The sequence below is a fragment of the Vibrio sp. ABG19 genome (assembly GCF_029962385.1).
GTDB classification, from domain to species: Bacteria; Pseudomonadota; Gammaproteobacteria; order Enterobacterales; family Vibrionaceae; genus Vibrio; species Vibrio ostreae.
The window spans coordinates 940,434-961,427 of sequence record NZ_CP071708.1 but is presented as its reverse complement, the minus strand read 5'-3'; the positions used below and the strand labels follow the sequence as shown (position 1 = coordinate 961,427).

Sequence of the window (20,994 nt, the reverse complement as noted above, 5' to 3'; positions counted from 1 at the left end):
CTGGTCAGCAGAAATCTGCTGTCATGTCACCTTAAAGCCGTTTATCACCTAGGGTTGATACTCTACGTATCGCTCTGCGACTTGTTGTTATTAAATGCCGTCATCGAGCAGCCGTAGTATATCTAAATAATAAGCATAAAGTAGAATACAATGCGGTTTTGAAATAAAAAACTGATATTATTCTCAATAAGATTGCTAGGTAAAACAAAAGACCGCAAAGGTGCGATCTTTTGTTAATTTTTAGAATTTTATACTGGCGATTAGCCGGTGTTACGCATGCCTGCGGCAATACCTGCGATGGTCACCATCAGTGCTTCTTCCAGCTCGGGATCCGGCTGTTCACTCTGACGGGTACGGTACAGCAGTTCAGCCTGCAGCATGTTGAGCGGCTCAACGTAGATGTTACGCAGGCGAATCGACTCATGGCCCCATGGGTCGCTCTGCATCAGGTTCTCGTTGTTTTCCACGTTCAGCACGGTTTTGATGTCTTTCTGCAATTGATCGCGCAGACGCTGGCCAAGCGGACGCAGTGGTTCATCCACCAGGCGCTCGTCGTAGTAGCGGGCAATATCCAGATTACACTTGGTGTACACCATTTCCAGCATACCGAGACGGGTTGAGAAGAACGGCCATTCGCGACACATCTCTTCCAGCTGCGCCTGGTAACCTTGATCGATGGCGTGCTGAATCGCTTCGCCGGCACCAAGCCAGGCCGGCAGAACCAGACGGTTCTGGCTCCAGGAGAAGATCCACGGAATGGCACGCAGACTTTCCACGCCGCCATTCGGGTTACGTTTCGCCGGGCGTGAACCGAGCGGCAGTTTACCCAGCTCCAGTTCAGGTGTGGCCTGACGGAAGTAAGGGACGAAGTCGGCTTCTCCACGCACGACCGCACGGTAAGCCGCGCAGGATACGTCTGACAGCACTTCCATCAGATCGCGCCACTCCTGTTTTGGCTCCGGAGGCGGCAGCAGGTTGGCTTCCAGAATCGCACTGGCGTACACGTTGAAGCTGTTGACCGCCACGTCCGGCAGACCGAGTTTAAAGCGGATCATTTCACCTTGCTCGGTCACGCGCAGGCCGCCTTTCAGGCTCTTTGGTGGCTGAGACAGCAGTGCGGCGTGCGCTGGCGCACCACCACGACCGATTGTACCGCCGCGGCCATGGAACAGGGTCAGCTCAATACCGGCTTCTTCGGCGACTTTAACCAGGGATTCCATCGCATGGTACTGTGCCCAGCCCGCCGACATCACACCGGCGTCTTTGGCGGAATCGGAGTAACCGATCATCACCATCTGGTGGTTCTGGATAAAGCCGCGGTACAGGTCGATGCTCATCAGCTGTGTAATAACGGCTTCGGCGTTATTGAGGTCGTCGAGCGTTTCAAACAGCGGACATACATCGAGGCGGTAAGGACAGCCGCATTCTTGCAGCAGCAGATGGACTGCCAGCACGTCAGACGCAGTGCGTGCCATGGAAATCACGTAGGCACCAAAGGCTTCACGTGGTTGAGACGCGATAATTTTACAGGTATCGAGGACTTCTTTAACCGGCTCTGAAGGTTGCCAGTCGCGCGGCAGCAGCGGGCGTTTAGAGGCCAGCTCGTTAGTCAGGAAGGCAATCTTGTCCTGCTCACTCCACTGGTCGTAATCACCAATACCCAGATAACGGGTCAGTTCAGACAGCACATCAGAGTGACGGGTACTTTCCTGACGGATATCAAGGCGTACCAGGTGTACGCCGAACGCTTTCACGCGGCGCAGGGTATCGAGCAGTGAGCCATCGGCAATCACGCCCATGCCACATTCGTGCAGCGACTGGTAACAGGCGTACAGCGGCTCCCACAGCTGACTAATGTTACGCAGCGGTGCTTTAACCGCCAGTTGCTGGCCATGCACTTTGGCATCGAGGATTTCCAGCGTTTCCTGCAGCACCGAACGCACCCGTTTCAGGATGGCGCGGTACGGTTCGTGTTCTTCTTCACCTGCCAGATCGCGAACCGTGTCGTTACACTTGGTCATCGACAGTTCGGAGATCAGCTCATTGATATCACCCAGATACAGGTCCGCCGCTTTCCAGCGTGACAGCAGCATGACTTCACGGGTAATGGTGTGGGTGACAAACGGGTTACCGTCACGGTCGCCACCCATCCAGGAGGAGAAATGGACCGGACGGGCATCGATAGGCAGCCCTTCGCCGAGGTAGTTTTTCACGCTGACGTCCAGTTCGCGCAAAAATTCAGGTACCGCCTGCCATAGTGAGTTCTCAACCACAGCGAAACCCCATTTGGCTTCATCCAGCGGCGTCGGGCGCTGTTTACGGATAACATCAGAGTGCCAGCCCTGAGCGATCAGCTGTTCTAAGCGACGCTCGGTTTTAAGACGCTCTTTGGACGAAAGGTCGCTCAGCTCAAGTTTCGATAAACATTCGTTAATCTTAACCAGATTATTGATCATGGTACGACGGGTGATTTCCGTCGGGTGCGCGGTCAGAACCAGCTCAATATTGAGATCTCGCACCGCCTGTGCGGTATCGAGTTTGCTGATGCTGTTGTCGCTCAGTTTACTGAACAGATCGTGAATGGCGTCAGGTTCACATACATGCTCTTCGCAGTGACGCGAGATGGTGTGGTACTGATCGGCAATATTGGTCAGATTCAGAAACTGGTTAAACGCGCGGGCAACCGGCGTTAATTGATCATTGTTCAGGCTTTTAATCTCTTCAATGAGATTATCGCGGTCGGCCTGATTGCCGGCGCGGGCAGATTTGGAAAGTTTTCGGATGGTTTCCACTTTCTCTAAAATAACGTCACCGCTGGCATCCTGAATTGTCTGCCCCAGAAGGCGACCCAGCATGCTCACGTTACTTTTGAGCGCGGCGTATTTCTCGTTCATTGTCATCCTGCCTTGTAAAAAAATTACATCCATTGTTCTTTTCTTAAGTACACAATCTAACTATGTTTGTCCACTACAGTCAAACCCGACATACTAAAATTCCATTTATTCCGTTCAGCAATCATTTGAACACTTGTTCAGTCAAATCCCCAATTTTGTTGAAAATTTCTTACAAAAACCCCCGAGCGAATAAAATCTGCTCAGGGGGCTGTCATTCAAGATTTATGCTTTAAAAGCAGTATTTAACCATGGCTTTCGATAACACATTGATGGTCGGATCAATGAAGTCAAAGGCGAGGAATTCATCTGGCTGGTGCGCCTGATCAATCGATCCCGGACCCAGAACCAGGGTCGGACACAGCTGTTGCAGGAACGGCGCCTCAGTGCAGTAATTGACGGTTTGCGCCGGCTGCTCACAGATTTGACTGACGTCAGTCACGAACGGATGGTCGTGATCACAGGCATAACCCGGAATCGCATCATGCAAAGGTTCAACTTCAATCCGGCCCGGCCATTTGTCCTGTACCTCTTTCAGGGCACCGCGCAGCATGTTATCCAGACCGTCCAGGCTGATGCCCGGCAGCGGACGTACATCGTAGTGCAGCTCACAGCAGCCACAGATGCGGTTTGGTGTGTCACCGCCATGGATATGGCCGAGGTTAAGCGTCGGGTGCGGGATTTCAAATCCCGGATGCTGATACTCTTTAATCAGCTTGTCGCGCAGTTGCATCATCGCGAACATGACTTCGTACATAATTTCGATCGCATTGACGCCCAGCGCCGGGTTGGAGGAGTGGCCCGACTTACCGGTCACGCGAATCGCATTGGCAACGTGACCTTTATGGCCGTAAATTGGCACCAGACTGGTGGGTTCGCCTATGATGCAGTAATCGGGCTGAAATGGCGCGTTTTCAGTAAAGTGACGCGCACCGAGCATGGTGGTTTCTTCATCACAGGTCGCCAGCACGTACATGGGTTTGGTCTGCTTGCTCCAGTCGACTTTTTTCACCGCTTCGAGGATAAACGCAAAGAAGCCTTTCATATCAGCGGTACCGAGGCCGTAAAAGCGGTTGTCGGCCTGAGTCAGGGCATGGGGATCAAAATTCCAGCGTCCTTCGTCAAATGGCACGGTATCACTGTGACCGGCCAGCAGCAGGCCGCCTTCGCCCTGACCCTTTTTCGCAATCAGGTTCTGTTTGCCGGGAGCGACCTGGTCGATTTCAACGCTAAAGCCAAGCGCAGTAAGCCAGTCCGCCAGTTTGGCAATCACCTTTTCATTGCCCAGGTCCCATTGCGGGTCCGTGGAACTGATCGACGGGGTCGAAATCAAGCCTTCATAGACTTCGAGGAAACTCGGTAATTGCATATTATTCTTGCTCCTACTATTGACAGAATAACGCTGAAAATGTAAAACACATATTAAATCACTTTTAATGAATAAAAAACCAAATAATACGGTCTTTTTACAAATTAATAGTCAGTTTAAATGTAAATCAATAATCAGTTTTAACTATTATCATTTACCTTCACTTTGGATGCTTTGAGATGCTAAAAACCACCATTATCGGCGCAAGCGGCTACACCGGAGCAGAACTTGCTCTTATGGTTCACAAACACCCAGAGCTCACGCTATCAGGTTTATACGTTTCCGCCAACAGCGTCGATGCAGGAAAATCGATTGCCCAGTTGCACGGTAAACTGGCGGGGCTGGTCGATATGCCGGTACAGGCATTGACGGATGTGGAGCAGGTCGCGCAAGAGTGTGATGTGGTGTTTCTCGCGACGGCGCACGAAGTGAGCCACGATCTGGCACCGGTTTTCCTGGCCAACAACTGTCAGGTGTTTGACCTGTCAGGTGCTTACCGGGTGCAGAGTGAAGGTTTTTATGATCAGTACTACGGCTTCCAGCACCAGCATGGTGACTGGCTGGCGGAAGCGGCTTACGGACTGGCTGAGTGGAACCAGGAAGCTATTCTTAATAGTCAGCTGGTCGCGGTAGCCGGTTGTTACCCGACGGCTTCGCAACTGGCCATTAAGCCACTGCTGGCAGCGGGTCTGGTTGATAAAGCGCAGTGGCCGGTGATTAATGCGGTCAGTGGCGTCACGGGCGCAGGCCGTAAAGCCACCATGACCAACAGTTTCTGTGAAGTCAGCCTGCAGCCGTACGGTGTGTTTACCCACCGTCACCAGCCGGAGATTGCCACTCACCTGGGTTGTGATGTGATTTTCACGCCGCACCTGGGTAACTTTAAGCGCGGGATTCTGGCGACCATCACCATGAAACTGGCGGCGGGTGTCAGCGCTGAGCAGGTTGCACAGGCCTTTGCTGAGGCATACGGCGACAAGCCGGCGGTACGTTTGCATACCAGCACGCTGCCGCGTATTCAGGATGTTGAGTTCACTCCGTTCTGTGATATTGGCTGGAAGGTGCAGGGCGAGCACGTCATCGTGGTCTCGGCAATTGACAACTTATTAAAAGGCGCATCGAGTCAAGCGATGCAATGTCTGAACATACACTACGGTTTCGATGAACTGACCGCTTTGGTGTGAGGGTAAGGTATGACGGATACAAAACAAAATCCATTAGTGGTTAAGTTAGGCGGCGCGGCGCTGTCGTGCAGTGAAACGCTGAGCAAGTTGTTTGGCGCGATGGCTCAATACCAGGCTGAGGCGCAGCGTCCACTGGTGATTGTGCACGGTGGTGGTTACATCGTCGATGAACTGATGGAAAAACTGCAGCTGAAAACGGTTAAGAAAGATGGTCTGCGTGTTACCCCGTATGATCAGATTGGCTACATCACCGGCGCTCTGGCCGGTACAGCCAACAAGCTGCTGCAGGGCCAGGCGATTAAAGATGGCCTCAATGCGGTCGGTCTGAGCCTGGCGGACGGTGGTCTGTGTCAGGTCGAGGAACTGGACCCTGAGCTGGGCGCTGTGGGCCTGGCGAAACCAGGTAAAGCGGACGTGGTGAATGCGCTGCTGGCGGCGGGCGCTCTGCCTATCATCAGTTCCATCGGCATGACCAATGAGGGTCAGCTGATGAACGTCAATGCCGATCAGGCCGCAGTGGCAGTGGCAGCGGCACTGGATGCCGAGCTGGTGCTGTTGTCGGATGTCAGCGGCGTACTGGATGGTAAAGGTCATCTGATCCACAGTCTGAATCAGCACCAGGCGGACGCTCTGATTGAAGCCAAAGTGATTACCGATGGCATGATTGTTAAAGTCCGTGCGGCTCTGGAAGCGGCACAGGATCTGGGCCGCCCAATTGAAGTGGCCACCTGGCGTTATCCGGAAAAACTGGCGCAGCTGTTTGCCGGCCAGAGTATCGGCACCCAGTTTTTACCGCAGTAAACATATTGAATTATTCACCCATCCGTTTTGTTAACTCGTCTGTTTGAAAAGATTGATTTTTAACGTAATGTGTTGAACGGATGGGAAACCAAACGAAGCAGATTTTTTACAGCATCATAGCAAAACAACCTGAGCACTAACCGCCAAGCGCAGAGCCAGGGAATCGGAGATAAAAGAACATGAGCAAAGTTCAAGTAAATAAAGTGGTTGTCGCTTATTCTGGCGGTCTGGATACCTCAGTGATCATTCCATGGCTGAAAGAGAACTACAGCTGTGAAGTGGTTGCCTTTGTGGCCGATGTGGGTCAGGGTGCTGACGAGCTGGTTGGCATCGAAGAGAAAGCGATCGCATCAGGTGCATCTGAGTGTTATGTGGTTGACCTGAAAGAAGAGCTGGTTAAAGACTACATCTACCCAACTCTGAAAACCGGTGCTTACTACGAAGGTAAATACCTGCTGGGTACCTCAATGGCACGTCCTGTGATTGCAAAAGCTCAGGTAGAAGTGGCACGTAAAGTGGGGGCGGATGCACTGGCACACGGTTGTACCGGTAAAGGTAACGACCAAATCCGTTTTGAAGGTGCATTTGCGGCACTGGCACCGGATCTGCACGTGATTGCACCATGGCGTGAGTGGGATCTGGTCAGCCGTGAAGAGTGTCTGGATTACCTAGCAGAGCGCAACATTCCGTGTGCGGCATCACTGACTAAAATCTACTCACGTGATGCCAACGCATGGCACATCTCGACTGAAGGTGGCGTACTGGAAAGCACCTGGAATGCACCAAACGACGATTGCTGGGCCTGGACAGTGGATCCTGAGCAGGCTCCAAACGAAGCAGAATACGTGACGCTGAAAGTGGCCAAAGGTGAAGTGGTTGCAGTTGACGGTCAGGAACTGTCGCCATACGACGCACTGGTTGCCCTGAACGAAAAAGGCGTGAAACACGGTGTGGGTCGTATCGATATCGTTGAAAACCGTCTGGTTGGTATGAAGTCGCGTGGTTGTTACGAAACTCCGGGGGGCACCATCATCATGGAAGCTCTGCGTGCCGTTGAGCAACTGGTGCTGGATAAAACGTCTTTTGAATTCCGTGAAGAGCTGGGCATTAAAGCATCACACCTGGTGTATGATGGCCGTTGGTTTACTCCACTGCGTCAGGCAGTGTTCGCTGCGGCAGATGAACTGGCGCAGGACGTGAACGGTGAAGTTGTGATCAAGCTTTACAAAGGTCAGGCGACAGCAACGCAAAAACGTTCTGAAAACAGCCTATACTCAGAAGAGTTTGCCACCTTTGGCGCGGATGAAGTTTATGACCAGAGCCACGCGGGCGGTTTCATCCGTCTGTACTCTCTGTCTAGTCGTATCAGAGCGTTGAACGCCGCTGCGAAAAAATAATCCGGCGTAGTCTGCGTCTACACGCTTTAAACTGAATCTCAGCCCGCTTGTTTTGCAAGCGGGCTTTGTTGTATGTGTGAGATTATAAGCATAGTTATCTGGTTATTTTTGAATAAGTATGTTTAAAAAGTGAATTTTTACTTTATTTTTTGTTCAACTTCCCGTAACTTTGACGGGTAGGCAAATAACACAATAAATCGCCTGTTTCAGGTCGAATATCATATTAGCAAAAGCAAGTGATTAGTGAGCATTAGGAGAAACGCAATGGCATTATGGGGCGGAAGATTTACCCAGGCAGCAGACACCAGATTCAAACAATTTAATGATTCATTGCGCTTCGATTACCGCTTGGCGGAACAGGACATCGTCGGCTCGATTGCCTGGTCCAAGGCTCTGCTGTCAGTCAATGTGTTAACAGCAGAAGAACAGCAAAAGCTGGAGCTGGCACTCAATGAGCTGAAACTGGAAGTGATGGAAGATCCGGAACAAATCCTGTTGTCAGACGCCGAAGATATCCACTCCTGGGTTGAACAGCAGCTGATTGGCAAAGTGGGTGACCTGGGTAAAAAACTGCACACTGGCCGTTCACGTAACGACCAGGTCGCGACCGACCTGAAACTATGGTGTCGTCAGCAGGGTCAGCAACTGCTGATCGCGCTTGACCGTCTGCAAAATAAAATGGTGGAAGTGGCCAGAGAGCATCAGGGCACAGTACTGCCGGGTTACACTCACTTGCAACGCGCTCAGCCGGTCACATTTGCTCACTGGTGTCTGGCTTACGTGGAAATGTTTGAACGTGACTATTCACGTCTTAGCGATGCCATCAAACGTCTTGATACCTGCCCGCTGGGTTCAGGCGCTCTGGCGGGTACCGCATACTCTATTGACCGTGAGAAACTGGCACACAATCTGGGCTTCCGTCGTGCCACCCGTAACTCACTGGACTCGGTATCTGACCGTGACCATGTGATGGAGCTGATGACCACTGCGTCTATCTCTATGCTGCACCTGTCACGTCTGGCAGAAGATATGATTTTCTATAACTCAGGCGAGTCAGGCTTTATTGAACTGGCGGATACTGTGACTTCCGGCTCTTCCCTGATGCCGCAGAAGAAAAACCCGGATGCGCTGGAGCTTATCCGTGGTAAAACCGGCCGGGTGTATGGTTCACTGGCTGGCATGATGATGACAGTGAAAGCACTGCCACTGGCTTATAACAAAGACATGCAGGAAGATAAAGAAGGCCTGTTCGACGCGCTCGACACCTGGAACGACTGTATGGAAATGGCCGCGCTGTGCTTTGAAGGTATCAAGGTCAATGGTGAGCGGACTCTGGAAGCGGCCAAGCAAGGTTATGCCAACGCGACTGAACTGGCTGACTATCTGGTAGCAAAAGGCATCCCGTTCCGTGAAGCGCACCATATCGTTGGTGTGGCCGTGGTCGGTGCGATTGCCAAAGGCAGTGCGCTGGAAGAGCTTTCTCTGGCAGAACTGAAAGAGTTCTCACCGGTGATTGAAGAGGATGTGTACGCGATTCTGACCATTGATTCGTGTCTGGAAAAACGTAGTGCGTTGGGTGGTGTCGCGCCGCACCAAGTAGCTTACGCAGTAGAACAGGCGGAAAAACGGCTGGCTAAACGTGATGCCTCATCGGTCAAAGTACGTCCGGCTCGTCTGACCGACATTGAACGTCTGGAAGGCATGGTGGCTTACTGGGCCAACATGGGGGAAAACCTGCCACGTTCACGCAATGAAATTGTGCGCGATATCGGCTCATTCGCTGTGGCTGAACATAATGGTGAGATCACCGGTTGCGCGTCACTGTATGTGTATGACTCAGGTCTGGCAGAAATCCGCTCCCTGGGGGTGGAAGCCGGCTGGCAAGGTCAGGGCCAGGGGACAGCGATTGTCGATTACCTGGTTAACAAAGCGCGTCAGATGGCCATCAACAAGGTGTTTGTTCTGACCCGTACCCCGGAGTTCTTTATGAAGCAGGACTTCATTCCGACCTCGAAGACGCTGTTGCCGGAAAAAGTACTGAAAGATTGCGAACAGTGCCCGCGTCAGCATGCCTGTGATGAAGTGGCTCTGGAAGTGAATCTGGATGACCAGCTGATCATTAAGGCGAGTGTTGCATAAGCTGCTGAATATAAAGCGTTCATGAATTTGTTTAAAAAAAGATCAAAAAAGATCGATTTTTATCGGAACCAATAAGAGGAAGCAGGGTCTATTACTGTACCACTGCTTTTTCTTAGAACTCTCTAAGAGAGCCCTGAAACAGACTTAGTTTCAGGGCTTTTTTTCTTTTTTGCCCCGCACCATTCACAATGGTGAATTATTCATCAGGCTTATCTTTGCCACTGTGTTTACGTAATGGCAGGATCACGAACTTCATCCAGACATGCAGCAACAGCAAACTATTGCAGGCAAAAGCGGCCATGAGCAGGGTAATGGATTCAATCGTGCGCGGTGTGTCGCGGCAGGTAAACCACCAGAGAATCCAGCACAATACCGACAGCACGGTTAATTGATTCATACAGCGTTGGCAGCGGCCGATTTTTTTCCAGAACCAGTGGCTTTGACAGTCGTAACAACTCATCGTCTTCTACTCATCGGTAACCGTTCATCCTTAATCACTTATTGTCAGTCTGAGTTGAGAGTGCGGACTCCAGTATAAGGCGAGCAGGAAAAAAACAGCAAGCTGTGGCATCTATCCTCTTTAGCGCCATTCAGCCTGTGGGGCGCTCACAAAAAAGCCGCCAGCTTGTGAGGCTGGCGGCGGGTCATGTTTATAAGGTAAATGTCATCGGTGACTGAACGGCTTCCTGCAGTGTGTGGCGCAGCCTGACTGTTATGCGCTGCGGTTGATTAAGTAGCTTTCCAGCTCTTCACTGCCACCAATATGTTTACCGCCGATAAACACCTGCGGCACTGTGGTACGCCCGGTGATGGCGCGCAGGCTGACGCTGGTGGCATCTTTACCCAGAATCACCTCTTCATACTGCAGACCGGCGTCAATCAGATTCTGCTTGGCTTTCGCACAGAACGGACAGCCCGGTTTGCTGAATACCGTAATCGATTCCTGGGTTTTAAACTCCGGTGCCAGGTAGCTCAGCATAGTATCGGCGTCAGACACTTTAAACGGGTCGCCCGGTTCGTTTGGTTCGATAAACATTTTTTCCACGATACCGTTACGTACCAGCATGCTGTAGCGCCATGAACGCTGACCAAAACCGAGATCGCGCTTATCGACCAGCATGCCCATGCCTGAGGTGAAATCGCCGTTACCATCCGGAATAAAGGTGATGTTTTCGGCTTCCTGATCGTTTTTCCAGGCATTCATCACAAAGGTATCGTTGACCGACATACAGAGGATGTCATCAACGCCATTTTCTTTGAAGACCGAAAACAGTTCGTTGTAGCGTGGCAGGTGGCTGCTGGAGCAGGTCGGGGTGAACGCGCCCGGCAGGCTGAATACAATCACGGTTTTGTTAGCAAACAGTTCGTCACTGCTGACATTGACCCATTGATCGCCCTGACGAGTCGGGAACGTAACCTGCGGGACTGACTGACCTTCTTTCGATACAAACATACGGTTTTCCTTCCAAGTTTTAGATTCGTGTCCAGGGCAAAGTGATTTCGCCCTGTTGATGACGCCATTATTGAATAAATACTTTGATAGCTCTAATCGTTTGATGTTATGGTTTTGATAGGTACATCCTATAGAGGTACACAATGAACATTCGTGATTTTGAATACTTGGTCGCCCTGGCCGAGCATAAGCATTTTCGCAAAGCGGCTGAGGCCTGCTTCGTCAGCCAGCCGACCCTGAGCGGTCAAATTCGCAAGCTGGAAGATGAACTGGGTACGGTGCTGCTTGAGCGCAGCAGCCGGCGGGTGCTGTTTACTGATGCCGGTCTGCAGCTGGTGGAACAGGCTAAACGGATTCTGAGTGAGGTGAAAACCTTTAAAGATATGGCCAGCGGACAGGGTGGGTCGATGACCGGCCCGATGCACATCGGCTTTATTCCGACCCTGGGACCCTACTTATTACCGCGTATTGTACCGACCCTGAAACAGCGTTTTCCCGAACTGGAACTGTATCTGCATGAAGCACAAACCCAGCAGCTGATCCATCAGCTTGAAGAGGGTAAGCTCGATTGTCTGGTGCTGGCGTCGGTCGCTGAAACCGAACCGTTTAAAGAGCTGGACATTTATGTCGAACCGATGAGTATTGCGATTCCGTGCGGCCATGAGTGGGCCGAGCGTGATGAAGTCGACATGATGGAGCTGAAAGGTAAAACCGTACTGGCTCTGGGTGATGGTCACTGCCTGCGCGATCAGGCGCTGGGTTTCTGTTTTGCCGCTGGTGCTCAGGATGATGAACGTTTTAAGGCCACCAGTCTGGAGACGCTGCGCAATATGGTTGCGGCGGGAGGCGGCATTACGCTGCTACCGGAGCTGTCGCTGCCGGCGGAAAAGGTCAAAGACGGTGTGTGCTATGTTAAAGCGGTCAATCCGGTTCCTTCGCGTAGGCTGGTACTGGTGTATCGTCCGGGCTCACCGCTCAGACAGCGTTTTGAGACTCTGGCTGCGGCGATGCATGACTGTCTGATGGCGCTGCCGAACACCGCCACCGGCCTGACTGCCGCCTGATTATTAATCTCAGACTGATAAACCAAAAAGAGAAACAAAAAAAGAGGCTGAATATTCAGCCTCTTTTTTATCTTACCTGACGATTAGAACAGGGATTCGTTCTCATCGTTGGTGTAGGTACTGTTGGTCGATGACTCGCTAACGTAATCTTCAGGTTCGGTGCCGTCGGCAAAATACTCAAACATTGAGCTGCCATCAAGCTTATTGGTCAGCAGCCCGGTGTTGCGGTCGATACGCACTCGTGAGATGCCATCCGGCACTTTCTTATCCTGCTCGCCAACCCCTTGCAGGGCTTGCTGCATGAATTCGATCCAGGCTGGCTGAGCCGTTTTCGCACCCGCTTCCACACCGGAGACATCATCTTCAATCGCAGGGTTTGGTGTACTGCGACCCAGATCGCGGCTGTGCTCATCAAAACCGACCCAGGCGGTGGCGACAATGCCCGGAGCAAAGCCGTTGTACCACGCATCTTTTGAATCGTTGGTGGTCCCGGTTTTACCGCCGATGTCGCGGCGTTTCAGTGCTTGTGCGCGCCAGCCGGTGCCGTTCCAGCCGGTGCCTTCACGCCAGTCACCACCACCCCAGATGTTGCTGTACATCATTTCGCGTACCAGGAAGGCGTTCTGCTCAGAGATCACTTGTGGTGCATACTGAGTGTCCGCATCCTGCTCGCTGATGCCGTTCATATCGGTCTGGTCACAGGCCTGGTGGCAAACTACTTTCGGAGTTGCCTCATATTCAGGTTCGCCGAACGGGCCCATCACTTTGCTGATGTAGTATGGCTCAACATAGTAGCCGCCATTGGCAAAGACGGAGTAACCTTGTGCCATTTTGACCGGAGTCAGGCTACCGGCACCGAGTGCGATGGTTTCTGAACGCGGTAATTTATCCAGTTCAAAACCAAACCGGGTCAGATACTGACGCGTATCATCCAGGCCAACTTCACGCAGTACCCGTACTGCCATGACGTTTTTCGACTGCGCCAGACCAATACGGAGACGGGTCGGACCGCCATAAGTCGGTGGCGAGTTCTTTGGACGCCATGCGGTGCCCTGGCTCTGATCCCACTGGTTAATCGGTGCGTCGTTGATCAGACTGGCCAGGGTCATGCCTTTATTCAGTGCGGCAGAGTAGATGAATGGCTTGATACTGGAGCCGACCTGACGCACGGACTGCGTAGCACGGTTGAACTTGTTATGGACGAAGTTGAAACCGCCGACCAGAGCACGGACCGCACCGTTTTCCGGGTCCATGGCAACAAATGCGGTCTGCGCATTCGGTACCTGGCTCAGTTTCCAGTGTTGCTGATCTGCATCATCTTGATGTAACTGACGTACCCAGATTTGCTGACCGGCCGCCATAATGTCACTGGCCGCTTTTGGCAGCGCGCCCTGACGTTCATCGGTGATGAAGCGGCGGGCCCAGTTCATATCATCCCAGGCGATGGTTTGCAGGCCGTTGTTTTTGACCCAAACCTGAGCCGATTGCGGCTCAACGTTCACTACAACAGCAGGGTAGAGATCGTTGTAGGTCGGCTCATCCTGCAGATGGTCGCGAATTTTCTCTTCGTCCCACGCAGCCTGGCCGGATTTCCACAGTTCTTTTTCCGCGCCGCGGTAACCGTGACGTTCATCATAAGCCAGCAGGTTATCCAGAGCGGCGCGATTGGCCGCTTTCTGCAGTTTTGAATCGACAGTGGTGTAGACGTTCATACCTGAGGTATAAGCATCTTCGCCGTAGCGGTCGATCATCCAGGCACGGGCAATTTCGGCGACGTAAGGTGCGTTAAGAGAAATCTCTGCACCGTGGTAGCGTGACTGCAACACTTCGTTCCGCGCTTCGTCATACTGCGCCTGGGTGATGTATTTCTCATCCAGCATACGTTGCAGTACCACGTTGCGACGATGGGTCGCACGCTCAAGCGAGTAGATAGGGTTCATGGTCGACGGTGCTTTTGGCAGACCGGCAATCATGGCGATCTCACCTAAGGTCAGATCTTTCACTTCTTTACCAAAATAGGCCTGTGCGGCTGCGCCGACCCCGTAAGAACGGTAGCCGAGATAAATTTTATTCAGGTACAGCTCAAGGATTTCGTCTTTGCTCAGCAGTTGTTCGATATGCACAGCGATAAAAATCTCTTTGATTTTTCGCATGATCTTCTTCTCGTTAGACAAGAAAAAGTTCCGTGCCAGCTGCTGGGTAATGGTACTCGCACCCTGAGAAGCGCTGCCGGTTGCAATCACAGCGAACGCGGCACGAGTGATACCGATCGGATCAAATCCGAAATGTTCGTAGAAGCGTGAGTCTTCGGTGGCGATGATCGCCTCGACCAGCTCTTTCGGCATTTCGTCCAGTTTGAGCGGAATACGGCGCTGCTCACCAAACTGAGCAATCAGTTTGCCGTCGCGACTGAAGACCTGCATTGGCGTCTGCAACTTTACATCGCGCAGTGTCGCCACATCTGGGAGGTCAGGCTTTACATAATAGTAGAAGCCAAAGATTGTTGTGACTCCAAGAATAATGCAAATCAATGAAAATATTAATAAACGCTTTATGAACTTCACCGGAGAATCCCTGTTTAGTAGAGGCTGCCCTAATGGAAACCCTTGTACTCTAGACTAAAACCTCAGCACTTAAAAATGTAACGCAGCTATTTTTCACATAAAGCTGTTTGGCGAACTGAGCTCTGTTACGAATATCGCTTTCAGCGACTGGCGCTGTGTTGCATATCACTGCGTGGTCACAGAGTGTTGTTACTGGAGTTAATCTTATTTATGGGTCAATCATTAGTTGCAGGTGTCGATATCGGCCACCACAGTATTAAAGCCGTGCTATTAAAACCGCATCGTGAATCTTACTCGCTGCTCGGTTGGCAGGAGATAGTCGTACCTGATGATATTTTCGCTGATAACCACACGCTGAATTATCAGAAAATTGTAAAGAAACTCAAAGAACTAAAAAAGGCATTACCGCTATTTAGTCGTAAAGTGGCGCTGGCAGTGCCGGACAGTTCGGTAATAACCAAACAAATACAAATAGATAGTGCTTTAGACAGCCATGAACAGCAGTTTGCGGTCTACCAGGCCTTTGCCCAGCAGTCTCCCCTGCCTCTTGATGCGTTGCAGTTGGATTACATTATGCAATCTGGATCCGTTAGCGCTGAGGGCAAGCAGGAGGGGCAGGTGTATGCGACCCGGAGTGAAGTGGTGCAAAGCCGGGTTGCCGCACTGCGCGGTGCCGGATGGCAACCTTTGCAACTGGCCCTGCTCAGTCAGGTGATGCGTGGTTTGTGGCGCTGGTACAGCGTGCTGCAGGGACGCAGTGACTGCCTGCTGGTCGATGTCGGCCAGCGTTGGCTGACTTTAACGATGCAACTGCCCGACGGCAGTTTTTACTACAGGCAACAGAGTTTTAATCAGCCGCCCGCTTTAACTTTCCCAGCTATGCCCTCCGCTGCCGAAACGGTGGCAGACGCCATGTTATGTGATTGCCTGCAGCGTGAGCTGCAACGGCTGTCCGCTCTGCACGGCAGTGATGTAGTGGCCGGACTATGGCTGTGTGGCGGCGGCGCAGAGCAACTGCTCAGCAGCCCGCTGACTGAGGCTCTGCCTTGTGAACTGCTCTCGGTGTTCGATGGCCTGGATCGGGCGGGCGGCGCAAGCCTGCCGGAGAAACCGCATTGCTATAGCCTGGCGATGGCTCTGGCGTTATCGGGTTTACGCTGGCAGCAGCAGTTATTGTCAGGGGCGAAGCGATGAGCGCGGAGGTGAACTTCCTGCCCTGGCGCGAACACCAGCGCGTCGCCGCTCAGCACCGTTTTGTTGCCGCCAGTCTGGCGGCAGTGATGTTCGGGTTGGTACTGCTCGCATTGGTGGCCTGGCAGCAACAAAGCAGAATCACGCAGCGTCAGCAGCAGCTTAGCGCGTTACAGCTGCAGTCAGCTCAGTTGGCGCGCTATCCGCAGCAACTTACCGAGTGGCAGCATAAGCTGACTCGCTCACGTGCGCATCAGGAAAGCCGACAACAACTGCTGGACCAGCGTCATCATGCTGAGCGACTGATGCAGCAACTGGCGTCAACCGTGCCGCCTGGTGTCTATCTCGACAGTGTTATGCAGAGTGTTGCTGTGGTTGAGGTGCGCGGAGTCAGCCTGGCCGCCGACCATCTGCATAATCTGCTCGAACAGCTGCAAGAGGCAAGGTCAGTCAGCGCAGTCAACATCGAACTTATTGCTGCGCCTGAACATCGCTTTGGCAGCGTTTATCAGCCGTTTGAGCTGTCATTCCGGTGGCAGCCGGAGCGGGCGGTGCAGCCATGATGCGTGATTTACAATTTGATCTCAGCGAGATGGCGCAATGGTCACCCGGCGCGCAGTGGCTGCTGCGTCTGCTGCTGGTGCTGATTGTGGCAGCTATCGGCTATCAGTCGCGCCTGCTGCCTCAGCAGCAGTTTGCAGCATCCCTCGATCAGCAAATTGAGCAGATAAGCCTGGAGCTGCGTCAACGGGCGGAGGCGAAACATGAACTGCAGATGCTGCAGGACCAATATGCCGACCAGCGGGCGAGCCATGACGCATTACTGCGTCACTTTCCGCGTCAGCAGCAGTTGGCGCCTTTGTTAAATCACATCAGTCAGTTGGCTGCTCAGCATCAGCTTGTGCTGACCCGGCTTGAGTGGCAAACCGTGGTGCCTGAGGCCCAATTACTGCGTGTACCACTGCGTCTGGAAGCCAGTGGTGAGTATCCGGCGTTGCGCCACTTTATGCGCGATCTGGCGGCGCTGCCTTTTGGCGTGCTGTTGACTGAGGTGCGCTGGCAGCGTATCTCCCCGGAGCTGTCACGGCTGCAGATCCGTGCCCGCGGCTTTACCTATCTGGCTGATGAGTTGCACAGTGATGATGAGTTCGGGAGTGAGGATGACTAGGTCAGGAATGCGGCTTATCAGCCATAGACTATTGCCTGCGGTGCTGGTGCTGACGGGACATTGTGTCTTTGCCGCCGGCCCCTTTACTGCCGACTCTTTGAGCGCTGAAACAGGGCCGTTGACCGGAGCGGAGGCTGAGCGGCATAGCGCGGCGAGTAATCCGTTTGCGGTGCCGCCCACAGCCAGTGATGCTTCCGAACCATGCCGCAGTTTGTTGCCACTGCCGCTATCGTTGCGCCCGGAAAATGAAGGATGGCCTGCAGAGGGCAGCTGGTTATTGAAAGCCGTGCTCGGTAATGAGCAGCAACGCCTGGCTGTGATTGAAATTCAGGCCGGGCAACTGGTGCAGGTTAAGGTCGGCGACCAGGTGGCAGATGCGCGGGTGGAACGAATCGATGCTCGTTCGCTGTGGCTGGTGCTGGCTGAGAATAACAACTGTAACCGGCCTGAGCCGCTGAGGATCAAGATGGAGTTGAGTGCAGCGTGAATATGATGCGATGTCCCGCAGCGGTCAGTCGCTTTGCCTGGGTGAGATTGCTGGTTGTGAATCTGCTGCGCCTGCTGATCCTGGTGCTGGCTGTGAGCGGTCCGCTGACCGGGCTGGCGAGCGAGCAGGCGACCAGATCCGCGTCGAATACCATCACAGCTAAGCCCGGTGAAAGCGCCCGGATTTCACTTAATTTTCAGGCGATAGCGCTGCGCAGTGTGTTGCAGTTACTGGCGGATTATCAGGGGGTCAATCTGGTGGTGTCGGATAGTGTGCAGGGTGAGCTGACGCTGCGCCTGGAGGATGTCACCTGGCAGCAGGCACTGAATCTTATCCTGCGACACAGCGGGCTGGAGATGCAACGGGTGGATGGTGTGATGCTGATTGCGCCGCAGGATGAGTTTGCCCGTCAGGCCCAGCATCACAGGGAGCAGGCGCAGCTCCTGGCACCGCTGCATAGCCAGGTGGTTACGGTGCATTATGCCAGAGCGCAGGACATGGCGGCGATCATTGCGACGGACGGTAATTTTGGCCTGCTGTCTGAGCGCGGTTCGCTTAGCGTTGATGAACGCACCAATGCGCTGCTGGTGCGCGATCTGGCACCGAACGTTGCGGATATCGCGAGAATGGTCAAAGCGCTCGATGTGCCGGTCAAGCAGGTGCAGATTGAGGCGCGCATTGTCAGCATCAATGAAGGTGATTTGGATGAGCTGGGGGTACGCTGGGGATTTCATTCTTCCCCCGCGCATGGCCGGATAGGGGCCTCTCTGGAGGAGAATCTGTTTGCCGGCGCAGGCCTGGCGGATGAATCGGGCGATCTGGCACTGGAAGACCGTCTCAACGTCAATCTGGCCGCCACCTCACTGAATGCGTCCACGATTGCGTTTCAGGTGGCGCGTCTTGGCTCTGACACCTTGCTTGATCTTGAACTGTCGGCTTTGCAGCGTGAGTCGAAAGCGGAAATTATCTCCAGTCCGCGTCTTATCACCACCAATCAACAGCCGGCTTTTATTGAGCAGGGCACAGAAATTCCGTATCTGGAGTCGTCGTCGAGCGGGGCGACCAGCGTGGCGTTTAAAAAGGCGGTGCTGAGCCTCAAGGTGACCCCGCAGATTACGCCGGATAATCGACTGGTGCTGGATTTGAATGTCACTCAGGACCGGCCGGGGGAAGTGGTGCAGACCGGAACTGGTGAAGCGGTTGCCATTAACACTCAGCGTATCGGTACCCAGGTGCTGGTTAATGACGGTGAAACCGTGGTGCTGGGCGGTATTTTCCAGCACAGTGTCAGCCATACGGTGGATAAGGTGCCGCTGCTGGGGGACTTGCCGTGGCTGGGGGCATTGTTCCGGCGCAGTTACCAGCAAAGTGGTAAAGGTGAGCTGCTGATCTTCGTCACGCCGAAAGTTGTGATTCAGTAACTTACCCGTCAATATTGGTGGTCGGTAAAAATTAAAGTTGCATTACTGGCACCATATCTAGATAATTTCGGGTCTTATCACGAAATATCTGTGAGGAATAGGTGCCACAAGCAATCCTATCGCTGACTTCTGTCCGGCGTAACCTTGTGGCGATGTCATTGAATTAACGTTGTAAATTACTGCTAAACATGGCTGAAAAACGCAATATTTTCCTTGTTGGCCCAATGGGCGCTGGCAAAAGCACAATTGGTAGACACCTGGCTCAGCAACTGCATATGGAGTTTGTTGACTCTGATACTGTGATTGAAGAGCGCACTGGCGCAGATATCGCATGGGTATTTGATGTCGAAGGTGAAGAGGGCTTCCGTAAACGCGAAGAAGCTGTGATTAATGATCTCACTGAGCAGCAAGGTATTGTTCTTGCCACCGGTGGTGGTTCTGTGAAAAGCAAAGAGAACCGCAACCGTCTATCTGCACGTGGCATCGTTGTTTACCTGGAAACCACCATCGAGAAGCAACTGGCGCGTACCAATCGCGACAAAAAACGTCCGTTGCTGCAGACTGACAACCCTCGCGAAGTCCTGGAAGGCCTGGCGGGTGATCGTAACCCACTGTATGAAGAGATCGCAGATATTACTGTACGCACTGATGATCAAAGTGCAAAAGTGGTAGCCAACCAGATCGTAAAAATGCTAGAAGAACATTAAGTTGTTCTTTGACGTGGAGTGCATACCATGGAACGGATTACGGTCAGCTTAGATGAACGTAGCTACCCTATCTCTATTGGCGCCGGATTGTTCAATGATCCGGCTCTTCTTTGTCTGTCGGCAAAGCAAAAAGTCCTGATTATCACTAACCATACCGTGGCCCCACTGTATGCGGATAAACTGACAGCGATGCTGGATAGCCTCGGTTGTCAGTCGGCAGTGCTTGAACTACCGGATGGCGAGCAATACAAAACTCTCGACACCTTTAATACCATCATGAGTTATCTGCTTGAGCACAACTACAGCCGCGATGTGGTGATTGTCGCGCTCGGTGGCGGCGTGATTGGTGATTTGGTTGGATTTGCCTCGGCGTGTTATCAACGCGGAGTCGACTTCATCCAGGTGCCGACCACACTGTTATCGCAGGTCGATTCATCGGTCGGCGGTAAGACCGCGGTTAACCATCCGCTGGGCAAAAACATGATCGGTGCTTTCTATCAACCGAAAGCGGTGCTGATTGATACCCAGTGTCTGTCAACGTTGCCGGAGCGTGAGTTTGCGGCCGGGATGGCAGAGGTGATCAAATACGGCATCATTTATGATCAGGATTTCTTTGTCTGGCTGGAGCAGAACATGTCTGCGCTCTACGCTCTGGATGAAGAGGCGCTGACCTACGCTATTGCGCGCTGTTGCCAGATTAAAGCTGAAGTTGTGGCGCAGGATGAGAAAGAAGCGGGTATCCGTGCTCTGCTCAACCTCGGACACACGTTCGGTCACGCGATTGAGGCTGAGCTCGGCTACGGTAACTGGCTGCACGGTGAAGCGGTCGCTGCAGGCACTGTGATGGCGGCCAAAACCGCTCAGTTACAGGGGCTGATTAGCGAGCCGGAACTCGAGCGCATCAAAGCTATTCTGCTGCAGGCCAAACTGCCTATCCATACTCCGGACAGCATGTCGTTCGATGATTTCATCAAGCACATGATGCGGGATAAAAAAGTATTGGCAGGTGAGCTACGCTTAGTATTACCGACTGGTATTGGTACCTCTGAAGTAGTGAAAGGCGTACCGCAAGCCATCATTCAACAGGCGATCGATTACTGCCGCACGGTATAAACCTGTCTCGGGCTGCAGTCATCCCGTCTTATCACTAGGATAAGT

At 52.8% G+C, this 20,994-nt stretch carries 17 protein-coding genes; 12 read left to right on the top strand and 5 right to left on the bottom strand.

Features of this window, described 5'->3' with window-relative positions:
• Nucleotides 1-260: 260 nt before the first annotated feature.
• Both ppc and argE read right to left on the bottom strand, forming a co-directional pair.
• Nucleotides 261-2,894, bottom strand: a complete 2,634-nt coding sequence (gene ppc / locus J0X00_RS10625) for a phosphoenolpyruvate carboxylase (protein WP_136485293.1) — start codon at nucleotides 2,892-2,894, stop codon at nucleotides 261-263.
• Between the two features lie 229 nt (nucleotides 2,895-3,123).
• Nucleotides 3,124-4,260 (bottom strand): acetylornithine deacetylase, encoded by a 1,137-nt coding sequence (argE, locus tag J0X00_RS10620; protein WP_282478031.1) that lies wholly within the window; start codon nucleotides 4,258-4,260, stop codon nucleotides 3,124-3,126.
• Between the two features lie 179 nt (nucleotides 4,261-4,439).
• On the opposite strand from argE, the gene argC reads away from it, so the two are divergent.
• The 4 genes from argC to argH all read left to right on the top strand — a co-directional run bounded on the left by argC (nucleotide 4,440) and on the right by argH (nucleotide 9,781).
• On the top strand, nucleotides 4,440-5,444 hold the full coding sequence (gene argC / locus J0X00_RS10615; RefSeq protein WP_218562644.1) for an N-acetyl-gamma-glutamyl-phosphate reductase: 1,005 nt from the start codon (nucleotides 4,440-4,442) through the stop codon (nucleotides 5,442-5,444).
• Between the two features lie 9 nt (nucleotides 5,445-5,453).
• Entirely contained in the window at nucleotides 5,454-6,245 is a 792-nt protein-coding gene (argB, locus tag J0X00_RS10610) for an acetylglutamate kinase (RefSeq protein WP_136485286.1), read from the top strand.
• A 179-nt stretch (nucleotides 6,246-6,424) separates the two neighbouring features.
• The gene (locus tag J0X00_RS10605) at nucleotides 6,425-7,642 is read left to right on the top strand and encodes an argininosuccinate synthase (RefSeq protein ID WP_136485284.1); all 1,218 of its coding nucleotides are present in this window, start codon (nucleotides 6,425-6,427) and stop codon (nucleotides 7,640-7,642) included.
• Nucleotides 7,643-7,906: 264 nt separating this feature from the next.
• The gene (gene argH / locus J0X00_RS10600; protein ID WP_136485281.1) at nucleotides 7,907-9,781 is read left to right on the top strand and encodes an argininosuccinate lyase; all 1,875 of its coding nucleotides are present in this window, start codon (nucleotides 7,907-7,909) and stop codon (nucleotides 9,779-9,781) included.
• A 196-nt stretch (nucleotides 9,782-9,977) separates the two neighbouring features.
• On the opposite strand, the gene J0X00_RS10595 is transcribed toward argH, so the two are convergent.
• A complete protein-coding gene (locus J0X00_RS10595; protein ID WP_136485279.1) occupies nucleotides 9,978-10,241 on the bottom strand; it encodes a DUF3624 domain-containing protein in 264 nt (87 codons plus the stop codon).
• Between the two features lie 252 nt (nucleotides 10,242-10,493).
• The gene (locus J0X00_RS10590; protein WP_218562645.1) at nucleotides 10,494-11,234 is read right to left on the bottom strand and encodes a glutathione peroxidase; all 741 of its coding nucleotides are present in this window, start codon (nucleotides 11,232-11,234) and stop codon (nucleotides 10,494-10,496) included.
• Between the two features lie 143 nt (nucleotides 11,235-11,377).
• Between J0X00_RS10590 and oxyR the strand changes: the two genes are divergently transcribed.
• Nucleotides 11,378-12,298, top strand: a complete 921-nt coding sequence (gene oxyR / locus J0X00_RS10585; RefSeq protein WP_218562646.1) for a DNA-binding transcriptional regulator OxyR — start codon at nucleotides 11,378-11,380, stop codon at nucleotides 12,296-12,298.
• A gap of 83 nt (nucleotides 12,299-12,381) precedes the next feature.
• On the opposite strand, the gene J0X00_RS10580 is transcribed toward oxyR, so the two are convergent.
• A complete protein-coding gene (locus tag J0X00_RS10580; RefSeq protein WP_136485273.1) occupies nucleotides 12,382-14,862 on the bottom strand; it encodes a PBP1A family penicillin-binding protein in 2,481 nt (826 codons plus the stop codon).
• A gap of 210 nt (nucleotides 14,863-15,072) precedes the next feature.
• Between J0X00_RS10580 and pilM the strand changes: the two genes are divergently transcribed.
• From pilM to aroB, 7 genes are all read left to right on the top strand, one after another.
• Nucleotides 15,073-16,056: a type IV pilus assembly protein PilM gene (gene pilM / locus J0X00_RS10575; protein WP_282478030.1), complete on the top strand. Its 984-nt coding sequence runs from the start codon at nucleotides 15,073-15,075 to the stop codon at nucleotides 16,054-16,056.
• On the top strand, nucleotides 16,053-16,616 hold the full coding sequence (locus tag J0X00_RS10570) for a PilN domain-containing protein (protein ID WP_282478029.1): 564 nt from the start codon (nucleotides 16,053-16,055) through the stop codon (nucleotides 16,614-16,616). Before pilM ends, J0X00_RS10570 begins: the two co-directional genes overlap by 4 nt.
• On the top strand, nucleotides 16,613-17,221 hold the full coding sequence (gene pilO, locus J0X00_RS10565) for a type 4a pilus biogenesis protein PilO (protein WP_282478028.1): 609 nt from the start codon (nucleotides 16,613-16,615) through the stop codon (nucleotides 17,219-17,221). Before J0X00_RS10570 ends, pilO begins: the two co-directional genes overlap by 4 nt.
• On the top strand, nucleotides 17,214-17,708 hold the full coding sequence (locus J0X00_RS10560; RefSeq protein ID WP_282478027.1) for a hypothetical protein: 495 nt from the start codon (nucleotides 17,214-17,216) through the stop codon (nucleotides 17,706-17,708). Before pilO ends, J0X00_RS10560 begins: the two co-directional genes overlap by 8 nt.
• A gap of 2 nt (nucleotides 17,709-17,710) precedes the next feature.
• Nucleotides 17,711-19,129, top strand: a complete 1,419-nt coding sequence (locus tag J0X00_RS10555) for a type IV pilus secretin PilQ family protein (protein ID WP_136485262.1) — start codon at nucleotides 17,711-17,713, stop codon at nucleotides 19,127-19,129.
• Nucleotides 19,130-19,317: 188 nt separating this feature from the next.
• Nucleotides 19,318-19,836, top strand: a complete 519-nt coding sequence (gene aroK, locus J0X00_RS10550; RefSeq protein WP_136485260.1) for a shikimate kinase AroK — start codon at nucleotides 19,318-19,320, stop codon at nucleotides 19,834-19,836.
• Between the two features lie 27 nt (nucleotides 19,837-19,863).
• The gene (aroB, locus tag J0X00_RS10545) at nucleotides 19,864-20,949 is read left to right on the top strand and encodes a 3-dehydroquinate synthase (protein WP_136485258.1); all 1,086 of its coding nucleotides are present in this window, start codon (nucleotides 19,864-19,866) and stop codon (nucleotides 20,947-20,949) included.
• The last annotated feature ends 45 nt before the right edge of the window (nucleotides 20,950-20,994 follow it).